This window comes from Cupriavidus sp. FW305-46 (assembly GCF_058787075.1).
In genome coordinates, this window is the sequence record NZ_JBYSZI010000007.1 from 21,024 (window position 1) to 41,181 (window position 20,158).

The window sequence follows — 20,158 nt, forward strand, 5'->3', positions numbered from 1 at the left end:
GATGATGCATATTCAGCGTGAATATCCAGCACCCATCGTAAGCCATCATAAATTCAGTGAAAACCCTGCCATCCCTTTCGCTTGACTTACTTGATATATCACATACTGTGTATCCCATCGCCACTCCGAACTTGAGAGAGGTGAGGGCGGAGACCTCAGGTCGGCGTCGGAATAAGAGGCAAATAAATGCCAATGACACAGGAGACATGAAATGCCAGCAGCCACCCTTATGCTGAGGCGCAGTGCGTCCGCATACCCGCCCGCATTCCCGCAATTGAATGGCCAAATGATTCAAGGAGCGCGCAAATGAGTAATCCATCGGCAGCGCTGGGCGCTAATCGCCAGGTCCCGGAAGGCACACGCTGGCTGCAATTGATTGTCGGTGTGGTCTGCATGATCGCCACCGCCAATATCCAGTACGCCTGGACCTTGTTCGTCCCTGAGATCCAGGGTACCTACGGCTGGTCGCGCGCCAGCATCCAGATCGCCTTCACCGTTTTCGTCCTTGTGCAGACCTGGCTGGCGCCGATCGAAGGCTATTTCATCGACAAGTTCGGCCCGCGCATGATGGTCGCCTTCGGCGCGGTCTTCATCGGCGCGGCATGGTGCATCAACTCCCAGGCCACTACCCTGATGGGCTTCTACGTCGGCGCAGCCGTTGGCGGCCTTGGCGTGGGCTCGATCTACGCCACCTGCATCAACAACGCGCTCAAGTGGTTCCCGGACCGCCGTGGCCTTGCCGTGGGCCTGACCGCGGGCGGTTACGGCGCCGGTTCCGCGGCGACCATCCTGCCCATCGCGGCCATGATCGAGTCGCAGGGCTTCCAGCACACCTTCCTGTTCTTCGGCCTGCTGCAGGGCGGCCTCGCCTTTGTCGCGGCGTGGTTCCTGCGCGCACCGAAGGGCAGCGAGGTGAAGGCATCGCAGAAGCTGGTCCAGGCCACGCGCGACTATACGCTCAAGGAAGCGATGTCCACCAAGCTGTTCTGGCTGATGTTTGTGATGTTCATCCTGGTCGTCACCGGCGGCATGATGGCCGTGGCCCAGCTTGGCGTCATTGCCAAGGACCTCGGTGTGAAGGAGTTCAAGGTCGACCTGCACTTCTTCGTGATGGCCGCGCTGCCGCTCGCGCTGATGCTCGACCGGATCATGAACGGCATCTCGCGTCCGTTGTTCGGCTGGATCTCGGACAACATCGGCCGTGAGAAGACCATGGTCATCGCCTTCACCCTGGAAGGCCTTGGCATCATCGCGCTCGGCTACTTCGGCAGCAACCCGTACGCCTTCCTGATCCTGTCGGGCGTGGTGTTCCTGGCCTGGGGCGAGGTCTACTCGCTGTTCTCGGCACTGGCCGGCGATGCCTTCGGCACCAAGCACATCGGCAAGATCTACGGCGTGCTCTACACGGCCAAGGGCATCGGCGCACTGTTCGTGCCGGTCGGCAACCTGATGATGGAGGCGACCGGCACCTGGTCGACGGTGCTCTACACGGTTGCGGCCATGGACCTGACCGCGGCCTTCCTGGCGATCATGGTCTTGCGGCCGGTGCTGGCCAGCCATGTTGCTACCTCAAGGAGTCTTTTCTCGAAGGAGACGGCGGCGGCGGGGACGCAGGTTCCAGCCTGACCGGCCGATATACAGGCGTCTAGCAGCAAACCGGGCGGGCTTCTTCGGAAGCCCGCTTTTTTCGTCTACCGGGGACTTGCGTCTCGGGCGGGCGCTTCTGCCGGCAAGCCGGTACCTCGCGGGAGGGCACTAGTTCTCCTGAACCAGCTGGAATGCGGTCCTGCATGCCTTGGCCCATTCCGACGCCAATTCCCTACGCTGCGCGGTCCGGGTTGCCATCGCTTCGTCCAGGCCGGCCGCAAGATCCTGAACGGTCACCGCGGCCGGCGCCCCGGCCGCGCCCCAGGCGGCGGCAAAGGCGACTTGCTTGCTGGTGCCAGGAGCTTGTGCGGGCCGGAGCAGGCCAAGCCGTGGCAGGCAAAAGGCGCCGGCGACAATGCTGCCGTGCAGGCTGCTGCCGACAAAGCCCCGGCTGCGCGCAATCAGCGCACAGATATCCCATAGATTGAGCGAGTCGAACAGGACCACAGGCGTGCCGCGCAGCCGTGCCGCCAGGCGCTGGTAGCAAGCCAGGTCGTCGTGCCAGGGCGCGGCGCCGGCGCGAAACAGGACCACGCCCAGGGTCCTGGCCCGGGCGATACGTTCGAGCTGGGCCGCCAGCTGTGAAAGGGTATCGTCGTCGCCAAAATCCGCGCTGAACTGCACGGCCAGGTACCCGCCCGAGAGCCCTGACACGATGCGGGCGCACTTGCCCTGGCGGGCGCGCCGGCGGATGCGGTCGCCGAACAGCTCGGCCACCAGCACGGCCGGATCGGGTTCCAGTCGGCAGGCAATGCCGTTCTGCGCGAGCATGGCCCGGGTTTGATGGTCCCGTACCCCGACGCTGGTGGCGGCCCCGAGCTTGGCCACCACCTCGGCCCGCATGGCAGGCTCAACCGATCCCAGTTCAATGCCGCCGGCGGCGTGGACAATGACACGCCGGACATTGGCAAAGATACCGGCCGGCAACAGGTAGGGGACCAGGTCCCGTACGCCCAACTGCGCCTGGGCCCAGGCCGTCCGCTCGTGCGGCCGGGCATCGAGCAGCGCCACCACCGTCGGGGCCTGCTCGGGCGGCTGCAGCATCACGGCCGCCTCCCAGAGCGAGCAGGTCAGGGTTTCGCCACCCACATGGATGACATCGACGGCGCTGTCGCCCACGGTGGCTGCCAGCCGCGCCAGGGTGTGGACCCGATGGCCGCCATGGATTCTCAGGTTGCGCTCGGCCAGGCCCCCGTAGAACGGCTTGGCCTGCCCGATCATGCTTCGTATCACATGCGGCAGAAGGAGGTCGCCGAAGTTGTGGCGATCGAAAGCGCCGAACAGGATCATGGGGAAGCCGGTGCTTCCTGACTGCGAGGCTGGCATGGCGTCAACGTTCTCAGATCCGCATATTGTGACTTGCGCCATGGGACCCTCCTCGGGACGCTTCCTCCGTAGGATTAGAATCCCCAAAGCCGCCCATCGCAAGTGGCTTCGGCCACCAAGGCAGTGCTGGACGAGGGACCGGCTGACGGTGGGCGCCGCGGCGGCGCGCCTTGTGATAAAGGTACGGCTGTCCTGTTCCCGGCGCATGCCACGCCACGTCCGCTATGTTCCAGGTGATTGCTCCTTGCGCCGCCCTGGCGCCCTACGTCAACGGCTACTGGTTCGTCGAGGACATGGCGGGTGTTTACGCGGGCAGGCGGATCATGACCTGCCCGTACCCCGGGGCGGTGCTCTCGGTCAACTTCGGGCGCCCGAATGCGATGGAGGGCGGCCCGACCGTGCCGCAGGTCTCGCTGCTGGGCTTCCAGTCGACCAGCCGGCAATGGCGGTCGTGGCCGGACACCTATTTCGTCATGGCGATGCTGAGTGGCGCGGGCCTGGCGCGGCTGTTCCCCGGCATCGGGCCGGACTGCAAGGACCAGCTGCTGGACCTGGCCGGATACCTTGGGGACGGCGCGGCCCATGCGCTCAGTGCCGACCTGAGCGCCGCCTGGACGCCGGCGCGGGTTGCCTGCCGGCTGGACGCGTGGTTGCTGCGGCGCATGACGGCTATCCGGCCGGCTGCGGAACTGGCGACGATCAGGGCGGCGCATGCGCTGCTGCGCCAGGGACGCCAGGTGCAGGAAGTCGCCAGCCTGACCGCCGTCAACCGGCGCCTGCTGAACCGCTGGTTCGAGCGGCACCTTGGCCTGGGCCCCAAGCAGCTGATGGACCTGGAGCGATTGCAGTCCAGCATCCAGGCCGTGCAGCGCGGCGAGGGCGACGCGCTGTCAGGCTATAGCGACCAGCCGCATCAGATCCGGAGCTGGCGGCGGCGCCTGGCCCAGACGCCGGGCGACTATGCGCGCAACGGGCCATCCCCGCTTGCCGAGTACTTCGGACGCCTGCCAGACGATGCCCCGGCGTTCTATCTCTGACGACGCAACACCTGGCGTCCCAAACGTTCAATACAGCGTTCCCCGCCTGCCGCATGCTGGCGGCTCGAAAGGAGAATGCTATGGACGCTGGGAATCTGCCGCTGGAACGATCGTTGGTCGAGTACACGGATGGCACGACTGTCTTCGAAGGGTATGTAGCGCGGCCCGCCGGGCTGGCGCAACGCACGCCGTGCGTGCTGCTGGCGCACGAATGGAGCGGACTCAACGCCGCGATGCGCCGCTGCGCCGACCGGCTTGCGGCATTGGGCTACATCTGCTTTGCCGCAGACGTGTACGGCAAGGGCGTCCGTGGTGACGAGCTGGGAGACAACGCGCATCTCATGGGCCCGATGATGGCCGATCGCCGCTTGTTGCGCCGGCGCCTGCTGGCCGGGTTCGATGCGGCCACCAGGTTTCCCGGGGTCGATGCACAGCGCATGGCTGCGCTCGGGTATTGCTTCGGCGGCCTGTGCGCCCTGGACCTGGCGCGCGCGGCCCCGTCGAACCTGCTGGCTACCGTCAGCTTCCACGGGGTGCTCCACCCGCCGCGGATCGGCCCGCAAGCACCCATCACCTCCAGCATCCTGCTCCTGCATGGTTGGGAAGACCCGGTCGCGCCGCCGAACGACGTTCTCGGCATTGCAGCGGAGCTGACCGGCGCCGGCGCCGACTGGCAGCTGCATGCCCATGGCCATGCCCGGCACGCATTCACGTTCGAGGGGGCGAATCTTCCGGAACGTGGCATTGCCTATGATGCGGCGGCGGACCGCCGGTCCTGGGCGGCAATGCAGGCCTTCCTGGCGGAACGGCTTGCCGCGGGTGTGTCACCCAAGGCAGCCTGGCCGGCCAGCTAAGGCGCGCGCTGCGACATGACTTCAGGACGCGTTGGTCTTGCGGCCCACGTTCCGGATCAGTTGCGTGACACGTCCCAGGTACTGGTCGAAGACCTGATTCGCCTGCTCCTGGCTGTTGATTGGCTGTGCGACCGTACGTCCCTCGGCTTCCAGCTTGGCCCGGATCTCGGGCTTGGCCAGGGCTTCGCCAATCGCCTTGCGCAGCACCGCCACCCGGCTCGCGGGCGTGCCCTGCCTGACGAAGTAGCCGCCGCCGATCGAGTACTCGAAGTCGGGCACCAGGCGGCTTTGCGAGATCAGCGGAATATGCTTGAGCGCCGGGGGCAGGGCCTTGGCGAAGCTGCTCAGCACCTTCAGCCGGCCCTGTTGCTGCATGCTGTCGAAACTGGACTGGTAGGGCAGGATGGCAAAGTCGACCTCGCCGCCGGCAAGCCCTTGCAGCGCTGGTGCGCCGCCCTTGTAAGGCACGTGCAGGAAGGGCACGCCGAGCCGGGCAGCCAGGGCATCGCCCATGAGGTGATAGATGGAGTCGATGCCGACCGTGGCGTAGGTCAGCGGCTTGCCCTTGCTTTGCTTCGCATAGTCCAGGAACTTGTCCAGGGTATCCACGGCAATGCCGTTCCTGACCATCAGCACGATGTTGGCGTCGCTGATGGGCGCGGCCAGCTGGAAGTCCTGCGGCTTGTAGCGCGCCGCCGGGTTGAGCATGGGGGCCAGGAAGACCTCGTTGATCGAGCCGTGGAAGAAGGTGTAGCCATCGGCCGGCGCGCCCAGCACCTTGTTGGCGCCGATCAGCCCGGTGCCGCCGCCGTAGTTCTCGACGACCACCTGCTGCCCGACGCTCTTGCTGATGGATTCCCCGAAGATGCGCGCCGAAGTGTCGCTCGCACCACCGGCCGGGTAGGGCACCACCAGGGATAGCGACTTGGCGGGGAAGTTGTCTGCGGCAAAGGCCGGCAGGCTGGCCAGCACGGAGGTGCCGGCGGAAAGACCGGCGTATTGAAGGAAGCGGCGGCGGTTCAGTGAAGCCATGGTGGATGTCCCCGAAGAATAGTTGTTCAAACCAGATAGCTTTGCGTCAGGTGCGCCCAGAATGCGGCGCCGACAGGCAGGGCCTTGTCATTGAAGTCGTACAAGGGGTTGTGGACCATGCAACCACCATCTTCACCGAGGCCGTTGCCGAGCCGGATGTAGGCACCGGGCCGGTGTTCCAGCATGTACGCGAAGTCCTCGCTCCCCATCACCGGCGGGCGCTCGACCACGTTGTCCGCGCCCACCAGCCGGATCGCGGCCTGGCGGGCGCGCTCGGTCTGCGCGTCGTGGTTGACCAGTACGGGGTACTTGCGTTCGTAGACGACCTCGGATTGCAGCCGGAAGCTCTGGGCCTGGGCGGCTACAAATTCGCTGATGCGCGCTTCGACCAGCGTGCGCACCTGGGGGTCCAGCGTGCGCACGCCGATCTTGATCGTCGCGCTATCGGGCACGACGTTGTAGGTCGTGCCGGCCTGGATGGAGCCCACGGTAATGACCGCCGACTTGAGCGCATCGATCTCGCGGCTGACGATCGATTGCAGTCCGAGCACGATGCTGGCGGCGCACTGCATGGCGTCGATGCCATGATGGGGCATGGCGCCATGGGCGCCGCGGCCGCGCAGCGTGACCGTGGCGCGGTCGAACGAGGCCATGGCAGGGCCGGCAATGACCCCGATCTGGCCGACCGGCAGACCCGGGGAATTGTGCAGCGCATAGATCTCGTCGCAGGGGAATTGCTCGAACAGCCCATCCTCCAGCATGCGCAGCGCACCGCCTTCGTTCTCCTCGGCCGGCTGGAAGATCAGGTTGAGCGTGCCATTGAAATCAACGGACTCGGACAGGTACCTGGCGGCGCACAGCAGGATCGCCGTGTGCCCGTCATGGCCGCAGGCGTGCATCTTGCCGGCGATGGTGCTGGCGTAGTCCAGGCCGGTCTTTTCCTGGATCGGCAGCGCGTCCATGTCGGCACGGATGCCCAGCGCCTTGCTGCCTTGCCCCTTCCTGAGCCTGCCCACGACACCGGTGGTGCCCATGCCGCGATGCACTTCGTAGCCCCATGCCGCCAGCCGCCCGGCGACCAGGTCGCTGGTCTGGCGCTCTTCAAAGGCCAGTTCGGGGTGCGCATGGATCTTTCGGCGGATCTCAACGAACTCCGGCGACAGGGTCTGGATGGATTGGTGCAGATCGGCAAGCGGGGCCTGGTTCATGGCGGTATCGGAGCGTGGTCGTCCACAGCATTCTCCACGCAGGCGCTTGCCGAAACCATGACAATGATGAGGGAGAAACGTTGCATAATTTGCAACATTAAAAAATCCGCGCTGCCGTCCCGAGGCGGCGGCGCGAGCCAGAGGAGGAAGACATGGAAGATGTGCTGGACCGCAAGCGGGCGCTGTGCTTGCTGCAGATCATCGAGACCGGCACGGTGCGCGGCGCGGCCGAGGTGCTTGAGCTGGACCCGTCGGTGGTGAGCCGCGCCGTGGCGAAACTGGAGCAGGACACCGGGCTGACTTTGCTTGAGCGGCGCGGGCGGGGTGTTGTCGCCACCGATGCCGGGCGCCTGCTGGCGCTGTTTGCCCGGCGCCAGCAGGACCTGAACGATACCTTCCTGGCCGAGGTCAACAACCTGAAGAATGCGCGGCGCGGCCACGTGGAGCTGGTCTTTGGCGAAGGCTTCGTCGACCTGGTGCTGGAGCCCGTGCTGCAGGGCTTCCTGCGCAAGCATCCGGACGTGAGCTGCAGCATCCAGGTGGCCGGCACCGATGAAACGGTCCGGCATATCCTGGAGGACCTGGCGCATATCGGTTTCGTCTTTCAGCCGCCCGACGATGTGCGCCTGCGCTCGCACTATTCACGGCTGTCGCCGATCCGCGTGCATGTGCGCAAAGACCATCCGCTGGCGCGCAGACGCCGCGCGCTGACGCTGGCGGACCTGGCGCCGCACCAGGGAGCGGCGCTGACGGAATCGTTTGGTGTGCGCAAGCATATCCAGGCGGCGGAACTGGACGAGCACGTCACCCTGAAGCCGATGCTTGTCACCAACTCGTTCAAGGTGCTGTGGGAATATGCAGCGATGGGGCTGGGCTACATCATGACGGCACGCTCGGTGGCGCTGAAGGAGCCGCAGTTCAGGCAACTGGTGTCGCTGCCGCTGGCCAATCCCATCCTGAACAATAGCCGCATCCACATCATCACCCGGGCCGGCCGGCACCTGTCCCCGGTGGCTGACAGCTTGCTGCGGCACCTGGTGAAGGCGTTCCCGCTGGTCTGAAGCAACTGTACTCCCCGGGCAAGCGCCCCTTTGTATGTACCCGGGGGCACCCGGGAAATCTAATCTGGTGACACCGCAACGATCCGGTCCCCGCCCGTCACAGCACTGGCAGGCCGCCGGACAGCGCCCCCGTCGTTACAGGACACCACGCCAATGAGCTCCCCGACCCCTGAAAAAGGCCACATCGCCCCCTACACCCACCCCGCCGCCGGCTGGGGTGCGCTGAAGTACGTTGCCATCAACCTGATCAAGGAGAAGGTTGCCGGTGGCAAGTACAAGATGCTGTTCAAGCAGAACCAGGCCGATGGCTTCGACTGCCCCGGCTGTGCCTGGCCGGACCGGCAGCACGCCTCCACCTTCGAGTTCTGCGAGAACGGCGTCAAGGCCGTGGCCGCCGAGTCCACCAGCATGCGCGTGACCCCCGAGTTCTTTGCGCAGCACACGGTGACGTCGCTGATGGCGCAGACGGACTATGAGCTGGAGCAGCACGGGCGGCTGACGCACCCCATGGTCTATGACGCGCAGACCGACAAGTACCGTGCGATCGCCTGGGACGAGGCCCTTGCGCTGATCGGGCGCCACCTGCGTGCGCTGCCGGATCCGAACCAGGCGGCATTCTATACGTCGGGGCGCGCCAGCAACGAGGCTGCATTCCTCTACCAGCTGTTCGTGCGTGCCTATGGCACCAACAACTTCCCCGACTGCTCGAACATGTGCCACGAGGCCACCAGCCGGGGCCTGCCGCCGACCATCGGCGTGGGCAAGTCCACCGTGGTGCTGGATGACTTCGAGCATGCCGACACCATCCTGCTGTTCGGCCACAACGCGGCCACCAACCATCCGCGCATGCTGGGCGAGCTGCGCGAGTGCGCGCGGCGCGGCGCCACCATTGTCTCGATCAACCCGCTGCGCGAACGCGGGGTGGAGCGCTTTACCAGCCCGCAGCACCCGGTAGAGATGCTGACCGGCTCCAGCACCAAGATCGCCTCGATGTTCGTGCAGCCCAAGCTGGGCGGCGACTTTGCCTTGATCAAGGGCATGGCCAAGCGCCTGGACGAACTCGACCAAGAGGCCATCCGGCACGGCCGCGAGCGCCTGATCGATGTGGATTTCGTGCGCGAGCACACCATCGGCTTCGGCGACTTCATCGAAGACCTGCGCGCGGAGAGCTGGGCCGACATCGTCGCCGAGTCGGGCGTGCCGCAGGAAGATATCGATGCTTTGACCCAGGTCTACGCCAGGGGCAAGCGCGTGATCGCCTGCTGGGGCATGGGCCTGACGCAGCATAAGCACTCAGTGCCGACGGTGCAGATCCTGTCCAACCTGATGATGATGCGCGGGAACATCGGCCGCCCCGGCGCCGGGCTGCTGCCGGTGCGCGGGCATTCGAACGTGCAGGGCGACCGCACGGTGGGTATCGAAGAGAAGCCCGAGCCGGAATTCCTGGACCGCCTGCAGGCCGCCTTCGGCTTCGAGCCGCCGCGCAAGCATGGCTATGACGTGGTCCATACCATCTCGGCGATGCTCGAGGGCAAGGTCAAGGTCTTCGTCGGCCTGGGCGGCAATTTCTCCACCGCCACGCCGGATACGCCGCGCACCTTCGAGGCCCTGCGCCAGTGCGACCTGACCGTGAATATCGCCACCAAGCTCAACCGCAGCCACCTGGTGCACGGCAAGGAGTCGTTGATCCTGCCGACGCTGGGCCGCACCGAGATCGACCAGCAGGACGGCGTGGCGCAGGGCGTGACGGTCGAGGACTCGGTCTGCATGGTCCATATCTCGTTTGGCATGAACGCGCCGGCGTCGCCGCACCTGTTGTCGGAGATTGCCATCGTCGCGCGCATGGCAGCCGCCACGCTGGGCTCGGAGAAGATCGACTGGCTCTGGTATGCGCAGGACTACGCCCGCATCCGCGACGCCATCGAGCAGGTGATCGACGGCTTCGAGAGCTACAACGCGCGCGTTGCGGTGCCGGGCGGGTTCCACCTGACGCCGGCGGCATGCAACCGGGTCTGGCATACGCCGTCGGGCAAGGCGCAGTTCCTGGTCAACCGCATCGACAAGGACACTCCCATCAGCCGGGCCCGCCAGAAGTATGGCGACAAGCTGATGGTGATGATGACGACGCGCTCGCATGACCAGTACAACACCACGATCTACGGCCTGGACGACCGCTACCGCGGCGTGTTCGGCCTGCGCCGGGTGGTCTTCATCAGCCCCGCTGACCTGGCGCGGCTTGGCCTGAAGGCGGGCCAGCACGTCGACATCACCAGTGTCTGGGACGACGGCGTGCAGCGCCAGGTCGAGGACTTCGTGCTGGTCGAATACGACATCCCGCAAGGCTGCCTGGGGGCCTACTACCCCGAGACCAATCCGCTGGTGCCGCTGGAAAGCACGGGCGATGGCTGCGGCACGCCCACGTCGAAGTCGGTGCCGGTGTTGCTGACGCCGTCCCGTCGCCAGCCCGCGGCTGTGGCAGGCTGATCCTGCGTTCGTGCACCACCGCCGCGAACGCTAGCCATTACCCCTCGCGAACGCTACCCTCTCCCGCGCAGCGGGAGAGGGGAGAAAACCGACAGCATGCAAGCGCTGCATCAATTTTCTTCAAGAGACCCCCATGGAATGCACCGAACTGGTCGAACACTCAGGCTATGAAGCGCGCCGCATCGTGCGGCACAAGGACTGCGTGGTGCAGCCGGCCACGGACAACGTGGCGGAAGAACTCCCGGTGGCGCTGGTGTACAACGGCATCTCGCACGCCGTGATGATGGCCACGCCGCTGGACCTGGAGGCGTTCGCGGTCGGCTTCTCGCTGACCGAGGGCATCGTCGGGCGCAATGCCGAGATCCACGACCTGGAAGTGCACGTGCACCAGCACGGCGCCGAGGTGCAGATGGAGATCAGCGAGCACGCCTTTGCCACCATGCGGGCCCGCCGGCGTGCGCTTGCGGGCCGCACCGGCTGCGGCGTCTGCGGCATCGAGAGCATCGAACTGCTCGACCTGGAGCCCGCGCGCATGCCCGAGCCGGCCACCCGGCTGACGCCGTCGCGCGAGATGATCGAGCGCGCGGTCGCGGCGCTGCCGTCGCACCAGCGGCTGATGCAGGCCACCGGCGGTGTCCACGCGGCGGCCTGGTGTGATGCGGGCGGCGAGATCCTGCACGTGTTCGAGGATGTGGGCCGCCACAACGGCCTGGACAAGCTGATCGGCCACCTGGCGATGCAGCGCGTGGCGATGGACGACGGCTTCGTGCTGCTGTCCAGCCGCGCCAGCTATGAACTGGTGCGCAAGGTGGCGCGCATGAATATCCAGATGCTGGCGACGATCTCGGCGCCGACCTCGCTGGCGATACGCATCGCCGAGCAGGCCGGCCTGCGCCTGCTCAGCTTCTGCCGCAAGGATGGTTATGTCGACTACACCGGCGCCGCGTTGGACGCCGCCCGCGGAGGCGCAGCATGCTGAACTTTGACGAGGCGCAGGCGGTCTTCGCGATGTGCGCGGAGCCCGTGCCGCAGACCGAAACCGTGTGGCTGGGCCTGCTGACCGGCCGCGTGCTGGCCGGCGACGTGGCCGCGGTCATGGATACGCCCGCGGCGGACCGCAGCGCCATGGACGGCTATGCGGTGCGCTGCGCAGACTGCCGCGCTGACGCCTGCCTGCCGCTGCAGCAGGTCGTCTACGCCGGCACGCAGCCGCAGCCGCTGTTGCCCGGCCAGGCCATCCGCATCTACACCGGCGGCGTGATTCCGCCCGGCGCCGATGCCGTGGTCGCGCTGGAGAATGCCGAGGAGACCTATCGCGGCGTCGTCTGCGCGCGCGCACCCGTGGCGGGCCAGCATATCCGGCGCAAGGGCGAGGACGCCCGCCGGGGCGACCTGCTGCTGTCGGCGGGAACCCTGCTGCATGCGGGGCATATTGCCGCGCTGGCGTCGCAGGGACTGACGGAGGCCACGGTCTGCCGGCTGGTGGAAGTGGCCATCCTTACTTCGGGCGACGAGGTGGCGGCGCACGACGAGCCGCGTGACGTGTACCAGGTGCATGACGTCAATGGCCCGATGCTCGAGTCGCTGGTGCAGTCGATGGGCGCCGTGGTCAGTTGCCACCGCCACGTGCAGGACGACGAGCGCGCCTTGCACGACATGCTGCGGGAACTTGCCGCCGACGCCGACCTGGTGCTGGTCACCGGCGGTGCCTCGGTCGGCCAGCGCGACCTGGTGGCGGCGGCGCTGGCTTCGGCGGGCGGCGAGCTGCTTTGCCGTGGCGTCAACATGAAGCCCGGCAAGCCGGTCACGGTTGGGCGCCTGCGCGGCAAGCCCGTGGTGTGCCTGCCCGGCAATCCGGCAGCAGCCTATGCCACCTTCGCGCTGCTGGTGACGCCGCTGCTGCGCCGCCTGCAGGGGCGCGCGGAGCTGTTCCCGCCGGTGGGCCGGGTCAGGGCGGCGCTGGCGGGCACCCGCCCGCACCGCGGCGATGCCTTCTGGCGCGTGGGCGAACTCGGCAACCTCGGCGGCCGCGAGAGCTTCGTGCAGGTCAATGCACAGCAGGGTGCCGCCTCGGTGTCGGCGCTCGGCCAGGCCAGCGGCTTTGTGCGGGTCGAACCCCAATGCGCCGGACAACTCCAAAATCTGCCCCTGCCGTACTATGATCTTCATCGTTGGCTCAGCTGACAGCAGCCCGGCGCAAGGGCCGGACCAGGCACCGGCCGGGCGCAAGGGACATGGGAAGGGGAGCGCAGCGTGAAACTATATGAAAAACTGGCTGCGGACATCGAGGCATTGGTGCAACAGGGTGTGCTGCTGCCCGGCGAGCGGATTCCCTCGGTGCGGCAAACCAGCCAGCACCACCGCATGAGCATCACCACCGTGATCCGCGCCTACGTCTTGCTGGAGAGCCGCGGCATCATCGAAAGCCGGCCGCAGTCCGGCTATTTCGTGCGCGCGCGGCCGGGGGAGCCGGTGGTCGAGTTGCGCCCGTCCAGGCCCAGTGCCAAGCCCTCGGCGGTGGATGTCAGCGCGCTGGTGCTTTCCACGCTGCGGTCGATCCGTTCCGATGATGCCGTGCCGCTCGGTTCGCCCTATCCGGACCCTTCGCTGTTTCCGTGGCAGCGCATCAACCAGTACGCCAACAATATCGCGCGCCGCTATGCCAAGTGGACCATGCTCGACGACCTGCCGCCCGGCAGCCCCGAGCTGATTCGGCAGATCTCGCGCCGCTACCTGGAGAACGGCTACGCCATCGATCCGAACGAGGTGATCGTTACCATCGGCGCGACCGAGGCCATCAACCTCTGCCTGCAGGCGGTGGCCAGGCCGGGCGATACCATCGCAGTGGAGTCGCCAACCTTCTACGCCATGCTCCATGCCATCGAGCGGCTGGGCATGCGCGCCATCGAGGTGGCGACCGATCCGGTGGAAGGCATCGACCTCGGCGAGCTGGCGCGGCTGATCGATGAAAAGGGCGTGGCCGCCTGCATGGTGATGCCCAATTTCCAGAACCCGCTCGGCTTCCAGATGCCCGATGAGAAGAAGCGCGCGCTGGTGGCCATGCTGACCGAGAAGGACATCCCCGTCATCGAGAACGACGTCTACGGCGAGCTCTATTACGGCGAGGCCCATCCCAGTTCATTGAAGGCGTTTGACAAGGCCGGCATCGTGCTGCATTGCTCCTCATTCTCCAAGACGCTGACCAATGCCTACCGGATCGGCTGGGCGCTGCCGGGCCGCTACCGCGAGGCGGTGGAACGGCTCAAGTTCCTCAACACGCTGACCACGCCCGCCATTCCGCAACTGGCGATTGCCGAGTTCCTGAAGAACGACGGCTACGACTTCCACCTGCGGCGGGTGCGCAAGGCCTATGCGCAGCAGGCCAACATCATGGCCGCCGCGGTGCGCAGGTTCTTCCCGAACGGCACCACCCCGTCGCGCCCTGCGGGGGGCTATGTGCTGTGGGTGCAGCTGCCGGAGGGCATCGATGCGATGGAGATGTACCACGCCGCGCTGGAGCACCGCATCACCATTGCGCCCGGGCATATGTTTGCGCCCGGGGCCACTTACCGCCATTGCATCCGGCTGAACTACAGCGGGGAATGGTCGCCCGGCATCGAGTCCGCCGTGCAGACGCTGGGCAAGATCGCGCAGCACCTGCTGGCGCGCAGCCGCGAGCCGGGCGAGGAGGAGCACCAGCATGGAAGACGCTGACATCGATCCCGCCATGGTCGCGGCGCTCCAGGTCTTGTGGCAGGCTGGGCGCGAGAGTGGCGGCAGCCCCTGGTCGCTGGCCAAGATCGCGAAGCGGGCACAACTGCCGATGAGCGTGCTGCGGCGCGTGTTGACGCAGCTGCAAGCCGCCGGACTGGCGGACGTGGCGATCGACCAGGAAGGCCGCGGTCACGCGAGCCTGACGCCAGCCGGCGCGGAGCTTGCCGCGCAGGCTTTCCCGAATCCTGACTGAGTGACCGAAAGCCGCGCCCGCGGCTCAGCCCCCTACCAGCGACATGCGCACCGTCGGGTACTGGCGCTTGCCGCTGGCCAGCCGGTCCGCGCGCAGCTCTGAGTAGCGGTCGCCGCGGGCCTGCCAGGCTTGCCGGACCGCGTCAGCAACGGCTTCATCGGGGCGTGCGGCACCCAGGTGCTGGCGCAGGTCGACAGAACTGGTGGCGAACAGGCACAGGTAAAGCCGGCCGTCGACCGAAACGCGTGCGCGGGTGCAATCGCCGCAGAACGGGTGCGAAACGCTGGAGATAAAGCCCAGCTTCAGGCTGCCGTCGGCCAGCAGGTAGTTGCTGGCGGTTTCGCCGTCGCGCCGGGTGACCGGCAGCAGCGCATGCGCGCGTTCGACCATGCCGCGGATCTCGTCGGACGGGACGACGCGTGACTGTGACCAGCCGCTCGGGCCTTCCACATCCATATATTCGATAAAGCGCAGCGTGACGTCGCTGCCACGGAAGTGCTCCACCATCGGCAGCACCTGCGCGTCGTTGGTGCCGCGCTCGACCACGCAGTTGACCTTGACTGGTGCCAGGCCCGCCGCGATGGCCGCGTCGATGCCCTCCAGCACGCGCCCGACCGGGAAATCGACATCGTTCATGGCGCGGAAGATCTGGTCATCCAGGCTGTCCAGGCTGACCGTGACCCGGCCCAGGCCCGCGTCGCGCAGCGAACGCGCCTTGCGGGCCAGCAGGCTGCCGTTGGTGGTCATGGCCACTTCCACCTGCCGGCCATCCAGGGTACGCATGGCCGCAATGCGTTCGACCAGCGACTCGATGCCCTTGCGCAGCAGCGGCTCGCCGCCGGTCAGGCGCACCTTCTCGACGCCCAGGCCGACAAAGGCGCGCACGATGCGCAGCAGCTCCGCATCGGACAGGCGCTGCTCGGGCGACAGGAACGGATAGTCGCGCCCGAAGCGCTCCTTGGGCATGCAGTAGGTGCAGCGGAAGTTGCACTGGTCGATCACCGAGAGCCGCAGGTCGCGCAGCGGACGGCCCAGCTGGTCCCGGCAGGCGGGTGATGCATGGTCCGGCGCGGGCGCCTCAGGACTGCGGGTGGCGGGCATTTCTTGCACAAGCGCTGCTTGCATGGCGAATCTCCCGGGGGCAATGGGGTGGGGCATGGCGCATGCCATGCCGTCCATGGTAGGGACCGATGGCCGCCCGGCAGGCGTACAAATCGGCAGGAGCGGAAGCAGAACAGTTGCGGCGGGGCCGGTATGGCTGCGTCGGGCGCCTCATTCTCGCGGCGCCCGGATGCGCACCGTCGCGGTCTGGCCGGCGATCAGATGGACGCCGGCCGGCACCTGGTCCAGTGCGATTCGCACCGGTATGCGCTGCGCCAGGCGCACCCAGTTGAAGGTCGGGTTGACGCTGGGAAGCATGTTGGGTCCGATGGCGCGGTCCTGGTCCTCGATGCCGGGCGCAATGCTCTGCACATGTCCGCGCAAGGGAGTGCGCTGGCCCATGATATGTACTTCGGCGGCGCTGCCGACGCGGATCGCGGGCAGCTTGGTTTCCTCGAAATAGCCTTCCACGTACTGCGAGCCGCTGGCCACCACCGACAGGGCCGGCCTGCCGCGGGTGGCAAAGTCGCCGACGCGCGGCAGGCGGTCGCTGGCATGGCCGTCGACCGGGCTGGTCACGCGGCAGCGGGCCAGGTTGAGCCTGGCCACGTCCACCGCGGCATCGGCTTCGTCGATGCGCGCCTGCGCGGCAGCCACGGCGGCCGCGTTCGCCGCCTGGCGCCGGCCCAGTGCCAGCGCGGCGCGCGCCGAAGCGGCTTCGGCCTGGGCCTGTTTCAGGGCCAGGCTGAAGCGCTCCTGGTCTACCACGAACAGGACCTGGCCGCGTTGCACCCGGGCGTTGTCGCCGACGAGCACGGCCGTGACCAGGCCGGAGACATCCGGCGCGACCTGGATCACTTCTGCGCGCACATGGCCGTCGCGGGTCCAGGGCGCCTCGGTGTAGTACTGCCACAAATGCCAGGCGGTCAGCGCCGCGGCGACCACGGCCGCCAGGGTCACCGCAACCGGGCCGAGCAGCGAAAGCTTGCGAATCATGATGGAGCCTGCCAGACGAGCGCGACGATCGCGCCCAGTACGAGGATATAGAGCGAGAAATTGAACAAGGACCGGTGCCAGACGATGCGGTAGAAGCCGATCCGGGCGAGCACGGCGCGCACGCCGGCGGTTACCGCGAACGCGGCCAGCATCCACACCACGGTGGCCGGCACGAAGACGCCGTACAGGTCGAACTCAGTGGCGTGCATGGGGCTCTCCTTCGGTAGGCGGATACAGGGCCAGCCGCAGGGTGGCCAGTGCCGCCAGCGCGGTGCGGGGGCTGCCGTGCGCCGACGAGGCCAGCGCCACGAAGGCCGCGTCGATCAGCGCCGCCAGTGCCGGAGCGGGCGGGCGGGCATGGCCGGCGCGCGCGCACTGGCGGTAGTGGCGTGCCACGCCGGCCAGCACGCGCTCCACGGCACGGCGGTGCGGCGCAGGCACGCCAGCGGGGGCGCGCCGCAGCGCGAGCGCGGCGGATTCGACCAGGAAGTCGGCAACGGCGCTGCCGGCCTGCCTGCCGCTGGCATTGTTGCGGCGGGTCAATGGCGGCCACTGGCGCAGCAGCCGGTCCAGCATGCGGCCGCGCAGCCGTGCGCTGTTGACCGGCGCGCGTGGGTGCGCCGCCAGCGCGATCTCGTTCCAGTTGGCCCTGGCCAGCCGGTAGGCCACCAGCTGCTGGCCGAAGGGCTGCATCAGGACCGCCCACAAGGCGGAGAACACCAGCGCCGCCAGGCTTGCCAGGCTGCTGTTGAAGATGCCGGCGAAACTGGCCGCGGTCAGGTGCTGCGGGCCCGGGAACGACGCCGCCGTGACCGCCAGCAACACGCCGAACAGCGCATTGCGCGGCTGCGTCGTCATGGCGCCGATGACCAGGTACGGCCCGGACAGCAGGGCGGCCAGCGAGCCGAAGTCATGGGCCAGCTGCAGCACCACGAACTGGTAATACCAGGACAGCAGCGCACAGCCGATGCTCCACGCGATCACGCGGCCGGCCATCAGCCGCGGCTCCGCGGTGGTGGCGATAAAGCAGCTGGCAAGCGCGGCCAGGCCGACCGGGACCGCGCCGTCGACCCAGCCCGACACCATCCACAGCAGGCCCGCGACGAAGGTGGCCGAGCCGGCGGTGGCGCCGCGGAACACCAGCTGCGCGTGGTCATGGTGCCGGGCCTGCCCGGCGGGTTCCACGCGGTACCGCAGCGCGGTGGGCTCGCTTCCGCCCTGGCGCAGGCTGGCCTGCAGCAGGCGGCAGTCCTGCCAGAGATCGCCCAGTCCATCCAGGTAGGTGCAGGTCGCCGCGACCAGCCGTGCATGCCAGTCCGCGGGTGCGGCGGGCGTGGTGCCTGCCGGGTACCAGGAAGGCGGGGGCCGGGACGCGCCGGCGTCGCCGGCGATCCAGGCCAGCGTGGCGCGCATGCGCTGCGCGACGGTGTCAGGCATGCCCGCCGGATGCCGGCGCAAGGCGCTGGCGGCATCGGCCAGCGCCAGCACCAGCGGCAGCAGCGCCGTCATGCGCTGGTGCAGGGCACGTGCGCGCCGCAGGGTCAGGGCGCCGTCGGCTTCATAGGTCAGCTGCGCCAGCTGGGTTTCCATTGCCAGGATATCGGCGGCCAGCAGGCTGAAGCTGTCATGGCGCTGGCCCGCGCTGGCGCCGGCGGCCAGCACGTCGGTGATCCAGCGCGAGGCGTGGTCCAGCCACGCCGACGCGCGCGCGGCCAGCGCCGGCGTGGTGCGCGAGGGAAACACCACCGCGCTGACCACGCTGGCGCAGACGATGCCGATGACGATTTCCTCGATGCGGGTGAGGGCCACGTCGAAGACCGTGGCCGGGTTGGTGACCGTCGGCAGCGCCACGATCGACAGCGTATAGGCGGCCAGCAGGCAGATGTAGTTGCGCGGCGCCGGCTCCAGCAAGGACAGGTAGAGCAGGGTGCCGGTCCAGCACGCGATCGCGGCCATCAGCAGCACCGGCTCGTCGACCAGCCAGGGCACCAGCGCCACCGCGCATACCGCGCCCAGCAGCGTGCCGAAGACGCGGTAGGTGCCCTTGGCATAGGTGGCGCCGGCCAGCGGGCTGGACACCAGGTAGACGGTGGCCATGGCCCAGTAGGGCCGCGGCAGCCCGAGCGCCAGCGCCACGTAGAGCGCCAGCATCGCCGCGCCGAACACCTTCAGCGAATGCAGCCAGGGTGCAAGGTCGGGGCGTCCCGCCCAGGCTGCCGCGAGCGTGTCGAACACGCCGGCGGTGCGCGCGGGCAGCGCGGGACGGGAGAGCGGGCCAGAGGACGGCATGGCTTCAGTTGGCAAGCCCGGCTGCGCGCATCAGCAGCTTCATCAGGCTTGCGCAGACAAAGACCGTGCCGACCCCCGCCAGCCACAGGGCCAGCAGCCAGCCCAGGCGGGCCGCCAGCCGCGATTGCAGGATCCTGGCCATCAGTGATACCCCTCCCCGCGCTTGACCTTGCCGCGGAACACGTAATAGGACCAGGAGGTGTAGGCCAGGATGATCGGCACGATGAACAGGGTGCCGACCAGCGCGAAGCCCTGGCTTTGCGGGGGCGACGACGCATCGAAGATCGAGATCGACGGCGGGATGATATTGGGCCAGATGCTGATGGCAAGCCCGGTATAGCCCATGAAGATCATCAGCAGCGCATACAGGAACGGCGACACGTTCGGGTGCTTGCGCAGGGACCGGTAGATGCCGAAGGCCGAGAACAGCACCAGCAGCGGGACCGGCAGGAAGAAGAACAGGTTGGGCAGCGCGAACCAGCGTTGCGCGATCTCCGGATGGGTCAGCGGCGTCCACACGCTCACCGCCGCGACCATTGCCAGCATCACGCCGGTCAGCACGTTGGTCACGCGCAGCATGGTCCATTGCAGGCGGCCCTCGGTCTTCATGATGAGCCAGGTGACCCCGAGGAAGGCATAGGTGATCACCACGCCCACGCCGCAGAAGACCGGGAACGGCGCCAGCCAGTCGAGCGCGCCGCCGGTGAAGGTGGTGCCTTCCATGGCGATGCCGTCGATATAGGCGCCCAGTGTCACGCCCTGGAAGAAGGCGGCGAGCACCGATCCCCACGTGAACGCGGCATCCCAGTATGGGCGGCTGCGGTCGCTGGCCTTGAAGCGGAATTCAAAGGCCACGCCGCGGAAGATCAGCCCCATCAGCATGAACATCAGCGGCAGGTAGAAGGCGCTGAGCAGCACCGAGTAGGCCAGCGGGAAGGCGCCCAGCAGCGCCGCGCCGCCCAACACCAGCCAGGTTTCGTTGCCGTCCCAGACCGGGGCCACCGTGTTCATCATGACGTCGCGGTCATGACGGTCGCCGACGAAGGGAAAGAGAATGCCGATGCCAAGATCGAATCCGTCCATGATGACGTACATCATCACGCCGAAGAAGATCAGGGCGGCCCAGATAACCGGAAGGTTGATACCCATGTTGATC

Annotated in this window: 18 protein-coding genes; 9 read left to right on the plus strand and 9 right to left on the minus strand. The window is 67.5% G+C overall.

What is annotated here, in order from left to right; genetic code table 11:
- Positions 1 to 306: 306 nt before the first annotated feature.
- Complete coding sequence (gene oxlT / locus AC3WON_RS05060) at positions 307 to 1,626, plus strand: oxalate/formate MFS antiporter (RefSeq protein WP_492351277.1); 1,320 nt, start codon at positions 307 to 309, stop codon at positions 1,624 to 1,626.
- Between the two features lie 129 nt (positions 1,627 to 1,755).
- Here the strand turns inward: oxlT and AC3WON_RS05065 are convergent, their stop codons facing one another.
- The gene (locus AC3WON_RS05065) at positions 1,756 to 2,973 is read right to left on the minus strand and encodes a polysaccharide pyruvyl transferase family protein (protein WP_492351328.1); all 1,218 of its coding nucleotides are present in this window, start codon (positions 2,971 to 2,973) and stop codon (positions 1,756 to 1,758) included.
- 224 nt (positions 2,974 to 3,197) lie between these two features.
- Here AC3WON_RS05065 and AC3WON_RS05070 point away from each other — a divergent pair, with 224 nt between their 5' ends.
- Together AC3WON_RS05070 and AC3WON_RS05075 are read left to right on the plus strand one after the other, a co-directional pair.
- Positions 3,198 to 4,010: a helix-turn-helix domain-containing protein gene (locus AC3WON_RS05070; protein WP_492351278.1), complete on the plus strand. Its 813-nt coding sequence runs from the start codon at positions 3,198 to 3,200 to the stop codon at positions 4,008 to 4,010.
- Between the two features lie 80 nt (positions 4,011 to 4,090).
- Positions 4,091 to 4,864: a dienelactone hydrolase family protein gene (locus tag AC3WON_RS05075; RefSeq protein ID WP_492351279.1), complete on the plus strand. Its 774-nt coding sequence runs from the start codon at positions 4,091 to 4,093 to the stop codon at positions 4,862 to 4,864.
- Between the two features lie 21 nt (positions 4,865 to 4,885).
- On the opposite strand, the gene AC3WON_RS05080 is transcribed toward AC3WON_RS05075, so the two are convergent.
- Together AC3WON_RS05080 and AC3WON_RS05085 are read right to left on the minus strand one after the other, a co-directional pair.
- Positions 4,886 to 5,896: a tripartite tricarboxylate transporter substrate binding protein gene (locus AC3WON_RS05080; protein WP_492316992.1), complete on the minus strand. Its 1,011-nt coding sequence runs from the start codon at positions 5,894 to 5,896 to the stop codon at positions 4,886 to 4,888.
- A gap of 26 nt (positions 5,897 to 5,922) precedes the next feature.
- The gene (locus AC3WON_RS05085) at positions 5,923 to 7,104 is read right to left on the minus strand and encodes a M20 aminoacylase family protein (RefSeq protein WP_492316993.1); all 1,182 of its coding nucleotides are present in this window, start codon (positions 7,102 to 7,104) and stop codon (positions 5,923 to 5,925) included.
- A gap of 152 nt (positions 7,105 to 7,256) precedes the next feature.
- On the opposite strand from AC3WON_RS05085, the gene AC3WON_RS05090 reads away from it, so the two are divergent.
- From AC3WON_RS05090 to AC3WON_RS05115, 6 genes are all read left to right on the plus strand, one after another.
- Positions 7,257 to 8,165, plus strand: coding sequence for a LysR family transcriptional regulator (locus tag AC3WON_RS05090; RefSeq protein WP_436223262.1), 909 nt, complete (start codon positions 7,257 to 7,259; stop codon positions 8,163 to 8,165).
- Positions 8,166 to 8,318: 153 nt separating this feature from the next.
- Entirely contained in the window at positions 8,319 to 10,649 is a 2,331-nt protein-coding gene (locus AC3WON_RS05095; protein ID WP_492351280.1) for an FdhF/YdeP family oxidoreductase, read from the plus strand.
- 133 nt (positions 10,650 to 10,782) lie between these two features.
- On the plus strand, positions 10,783 to 11,628 hold the full coding sequence (fdhD, locus tag AC3WON_RS05100; RefSeq protein WP_492351281.1) for a formate dehydrogenase accessory sulfurtransferase FdhD: 846 nt from the start codon (positions 10,783 to 10,785) through the stop codon (positions 11,626 to 11,628).
- Positions 11,622 to 12,833, plus strand: a complete 1,212-nt coding sequence (locus AC3WON_RS05105) for a molybdopterin molybdotransferase MoeA (protein WP_492351282.1) — start codon at positions 11,622 to 11,624, stop codon at positions 12,831 to 12,833. Before fdhD ends, AC3WON_RS05105 begins: the two co-directional genes overlap by 7 nt.
- 69 nt (positions 12,834 to 12,902) lie before the next feature.
- Entirely contained in the window at positions 12,903 to 14,363 is a 1,461-nt protein-coding gene (locus AC3WON_RS05110; protein WP_492316997.1) for an aminotransferase-like domain-containing protein, read from the plus strand.
- A complete protein-coding gene (locus AC3WON_RS05115; RefSeq protein WP_492316998.1) occupies positions 14,350 to 14,616 on the plus strand; it encodes a transcriptional regulator in 267 nt (88 codons plus the stop codon). Before AC3WON_RS05110 ends, AC3WON_RS05115 begins: the two co-directional genes overlap by 14 nt.
- A gap of 24 nt (positions 14,617 to 14,640) precedes the next feature.
- Here the strand turns inward: AC3WON_RS05115 and moaA are convergent, their stop codons facing one another.
- From moaA to cydB, 6 genes are all read right to left on the minus strand, one after another.
- Positions 14,641 to 15,741, minus strand: coding sequence for a GTP 3',8-cyclase MoaA (gene moaA / locus AC3WON_RS05120; protein WP_492351283.1), 1,101 nt, complete (start codon positions 15,739 to 15,741; stop codon positions 14,641 to 14,643).
- A gap of 147 nt (positions 15,742 to 15,888) precedes the next feature.
- A complete protein-coding gene (locus AC3WON_RS05125) occupies positions 15,889 to 16,713 on the minus strand; it encodes an HlyD family secretion protein (RefSeq protein WP_058696775.1) in 825 nt (274 codons plus the stop codon).
- Positions 16,710 to 16,922, minus strand: coding sequence for a DUF1656 domain-containing protein (locus AC3WON_RS05130; RefSeq protein ID WP_018313632.1), 213 nt, complete (start codon positions 16,920 to 16,922; stop codon positions 16,710 to 16,712). The genes AC3WON_RS05125 and AC3WON_RS05130 overlap by 4 nt, the downstream gene beginning before the upstream one ends.
- The gene (locus tag AC3WON_RS05135; protein WP_492351284.1) at positions 16,909 to 19,017 is read right to left on the minus strand and encodes an FUSC family protein; all 2,109 of its coding nucleotides are present in this window, start codon (positions 19,015 to 19,017) and stop codon (positions 16,909 to 16,911) included. Before AC3WON_RS05135 ends, AC3WON_RS05130 begins: the two co-directional genes overlap by 14 nt.
- Entirely contained in the window at positions 19,007 to 19,144 is a 138-nt protein-coding gene (locus tag AC3WON_RS05140; protein WP_492317000.1) for a DUF2474 family protein, read from the minus strand. The genes AC3WON_RS05135 and AC3WON_RS05140 overlap by 11 nt, the downstream gene beginning before the upstream one ends.
- Positions 19,144 to 20,151: a cytochrome d ubiquinol oxidase subunit II gene (gene cydB, locus AC3WON_RS05145; protein WP_492317001.1), complete on the minus strand. Its 1,008-nt coding sequence runs from the start codon at positions 20,149 to 20,151 to the stop codon at positions 19,144 to 19,146. Before cydB ends, AC3WON_RS05140 begins: the two co-directional genes overlap by 1 nt.
- Positions 20,152 to 20,158 lie beyond the last annotated feature (7 nt).

Excerpts from the sequence above, each read along its gene's own strand:
- oxlT (WP_492351277.1), top strand. The coding sequence starts at position 307 with ATGAGTAATCCATCGGCAGCGCTGGGCGCTAATCGCCAGGTCCCGGAA.
- AC3WON_RS05065 (WP_492351328.1), bottom strand. The coding sequence starts at position 2,973 with ATGCCAGCCTCGCAGTCAGGAAGCACCGGCTTCCCCATGATCCTGTTC.
- AC3WON_RS05070 (WP_492351278.1), top strand. The coding sequence starts at position 3,198 with ATGTTCCAGGTGATTGCTCCTTGCGCCGCCCTGGCGCCCTACGTCAAC.
- AC3WON_RS05075 (WP_492351279.1), top strand. The coding sequence starts at position 4,091 with ATGGACGCTGGGAATCTGCCGCTGGAACGATCGTTGGTCGAGTACACG.
- AC3WON_RS05080 (WP_492316992.1), bottom strand. The coding sequence starts at position 5,896 with ATGGCTTCACTGAACCGCCGCCGCTTCCTTCAATACGCCGGTCTTTCC.
- AC3WON_RS05085 (WP_492316993.1), bottom strand. The coding sequence starts at position 7,104 with ATGAACCAGGCCCCGCTTGCCGATCTGCACCAATCCATCCAGACCCTG.
- AC3WON_RS05090 (WP_436223262.1), top strand. The coding sequence starts at position 7,257 with ATGGAAGATGTGCTGGACCGCAAGCGGGCGCTGTGCTTGCTGCAGATC.
- AC3WON_RS05095 (WP_492351280.1), top strand. The coding sequence starts at position 8,319 with ATGAGCTCCCCGACCCCTGAAAAAGGCCACATCGCCCCCTACACCCAC.
- fdhD (WP_492351281.1), top strand. The coding sequence starts at position 10,783 with ATGGAATGCACCGAACTGGTCGAACACTCAGGCTATGAAGCGCGCCGC.
- AC3WON_RS05105 (WP_492351282.1), top strand. The coding sequence starts at position 11,622 with ATGCTGAACTTTGACGAGGCGCAGGCGGTCTTCGCGATGTGCGCGGAG.
- AC3WON_RS05115 (WP_492316998.1), top strand. The coding sequence starts at position 14,350 with ATGGAAGACGCTGACATCGATCCCGCCATGGTCGCGGCGCTCCAGGTC.
- moaA (WP_492351283.1), bottom strand. The coding sequence starts at position 15,741 with ATGCAAGCAGCGCTTGTGCAAGAAATGCCCGCCACCCGCAGTCCTGAG.
- AC3WON_RS05125 (WP_058696775.1), bottom strand. The coding sequence starts at position 16,713 with ATGATTCGCAAGCTTTCGCTGCTCGGCCCGGTTGCGGTGACCCTGGCG.
- AC3WON_RS05130 (WP_018313632.1), bottom strand. The coding sequence starts at position 16,922 with ATGCACGCCACTGAGTTCGACCTGTACGGCGTCTTCGTGCCGGCCACC.
- AC3WON_RS05140 (WP_492317000.1), bottom strand. The coding sequence starts at position 19,144 with ATGGCCAGGATCCTGCAATCGCGGCTGGCGGCCCGCCTGGGCTGGCTG.
- cydB (WP_492317001.1), bottom strand. The coding sequence starts at position 20,151 with ATGGGTATCAACCTTCCGGTTATCTGGGCCGCCCTGATCTTCTTCGGC.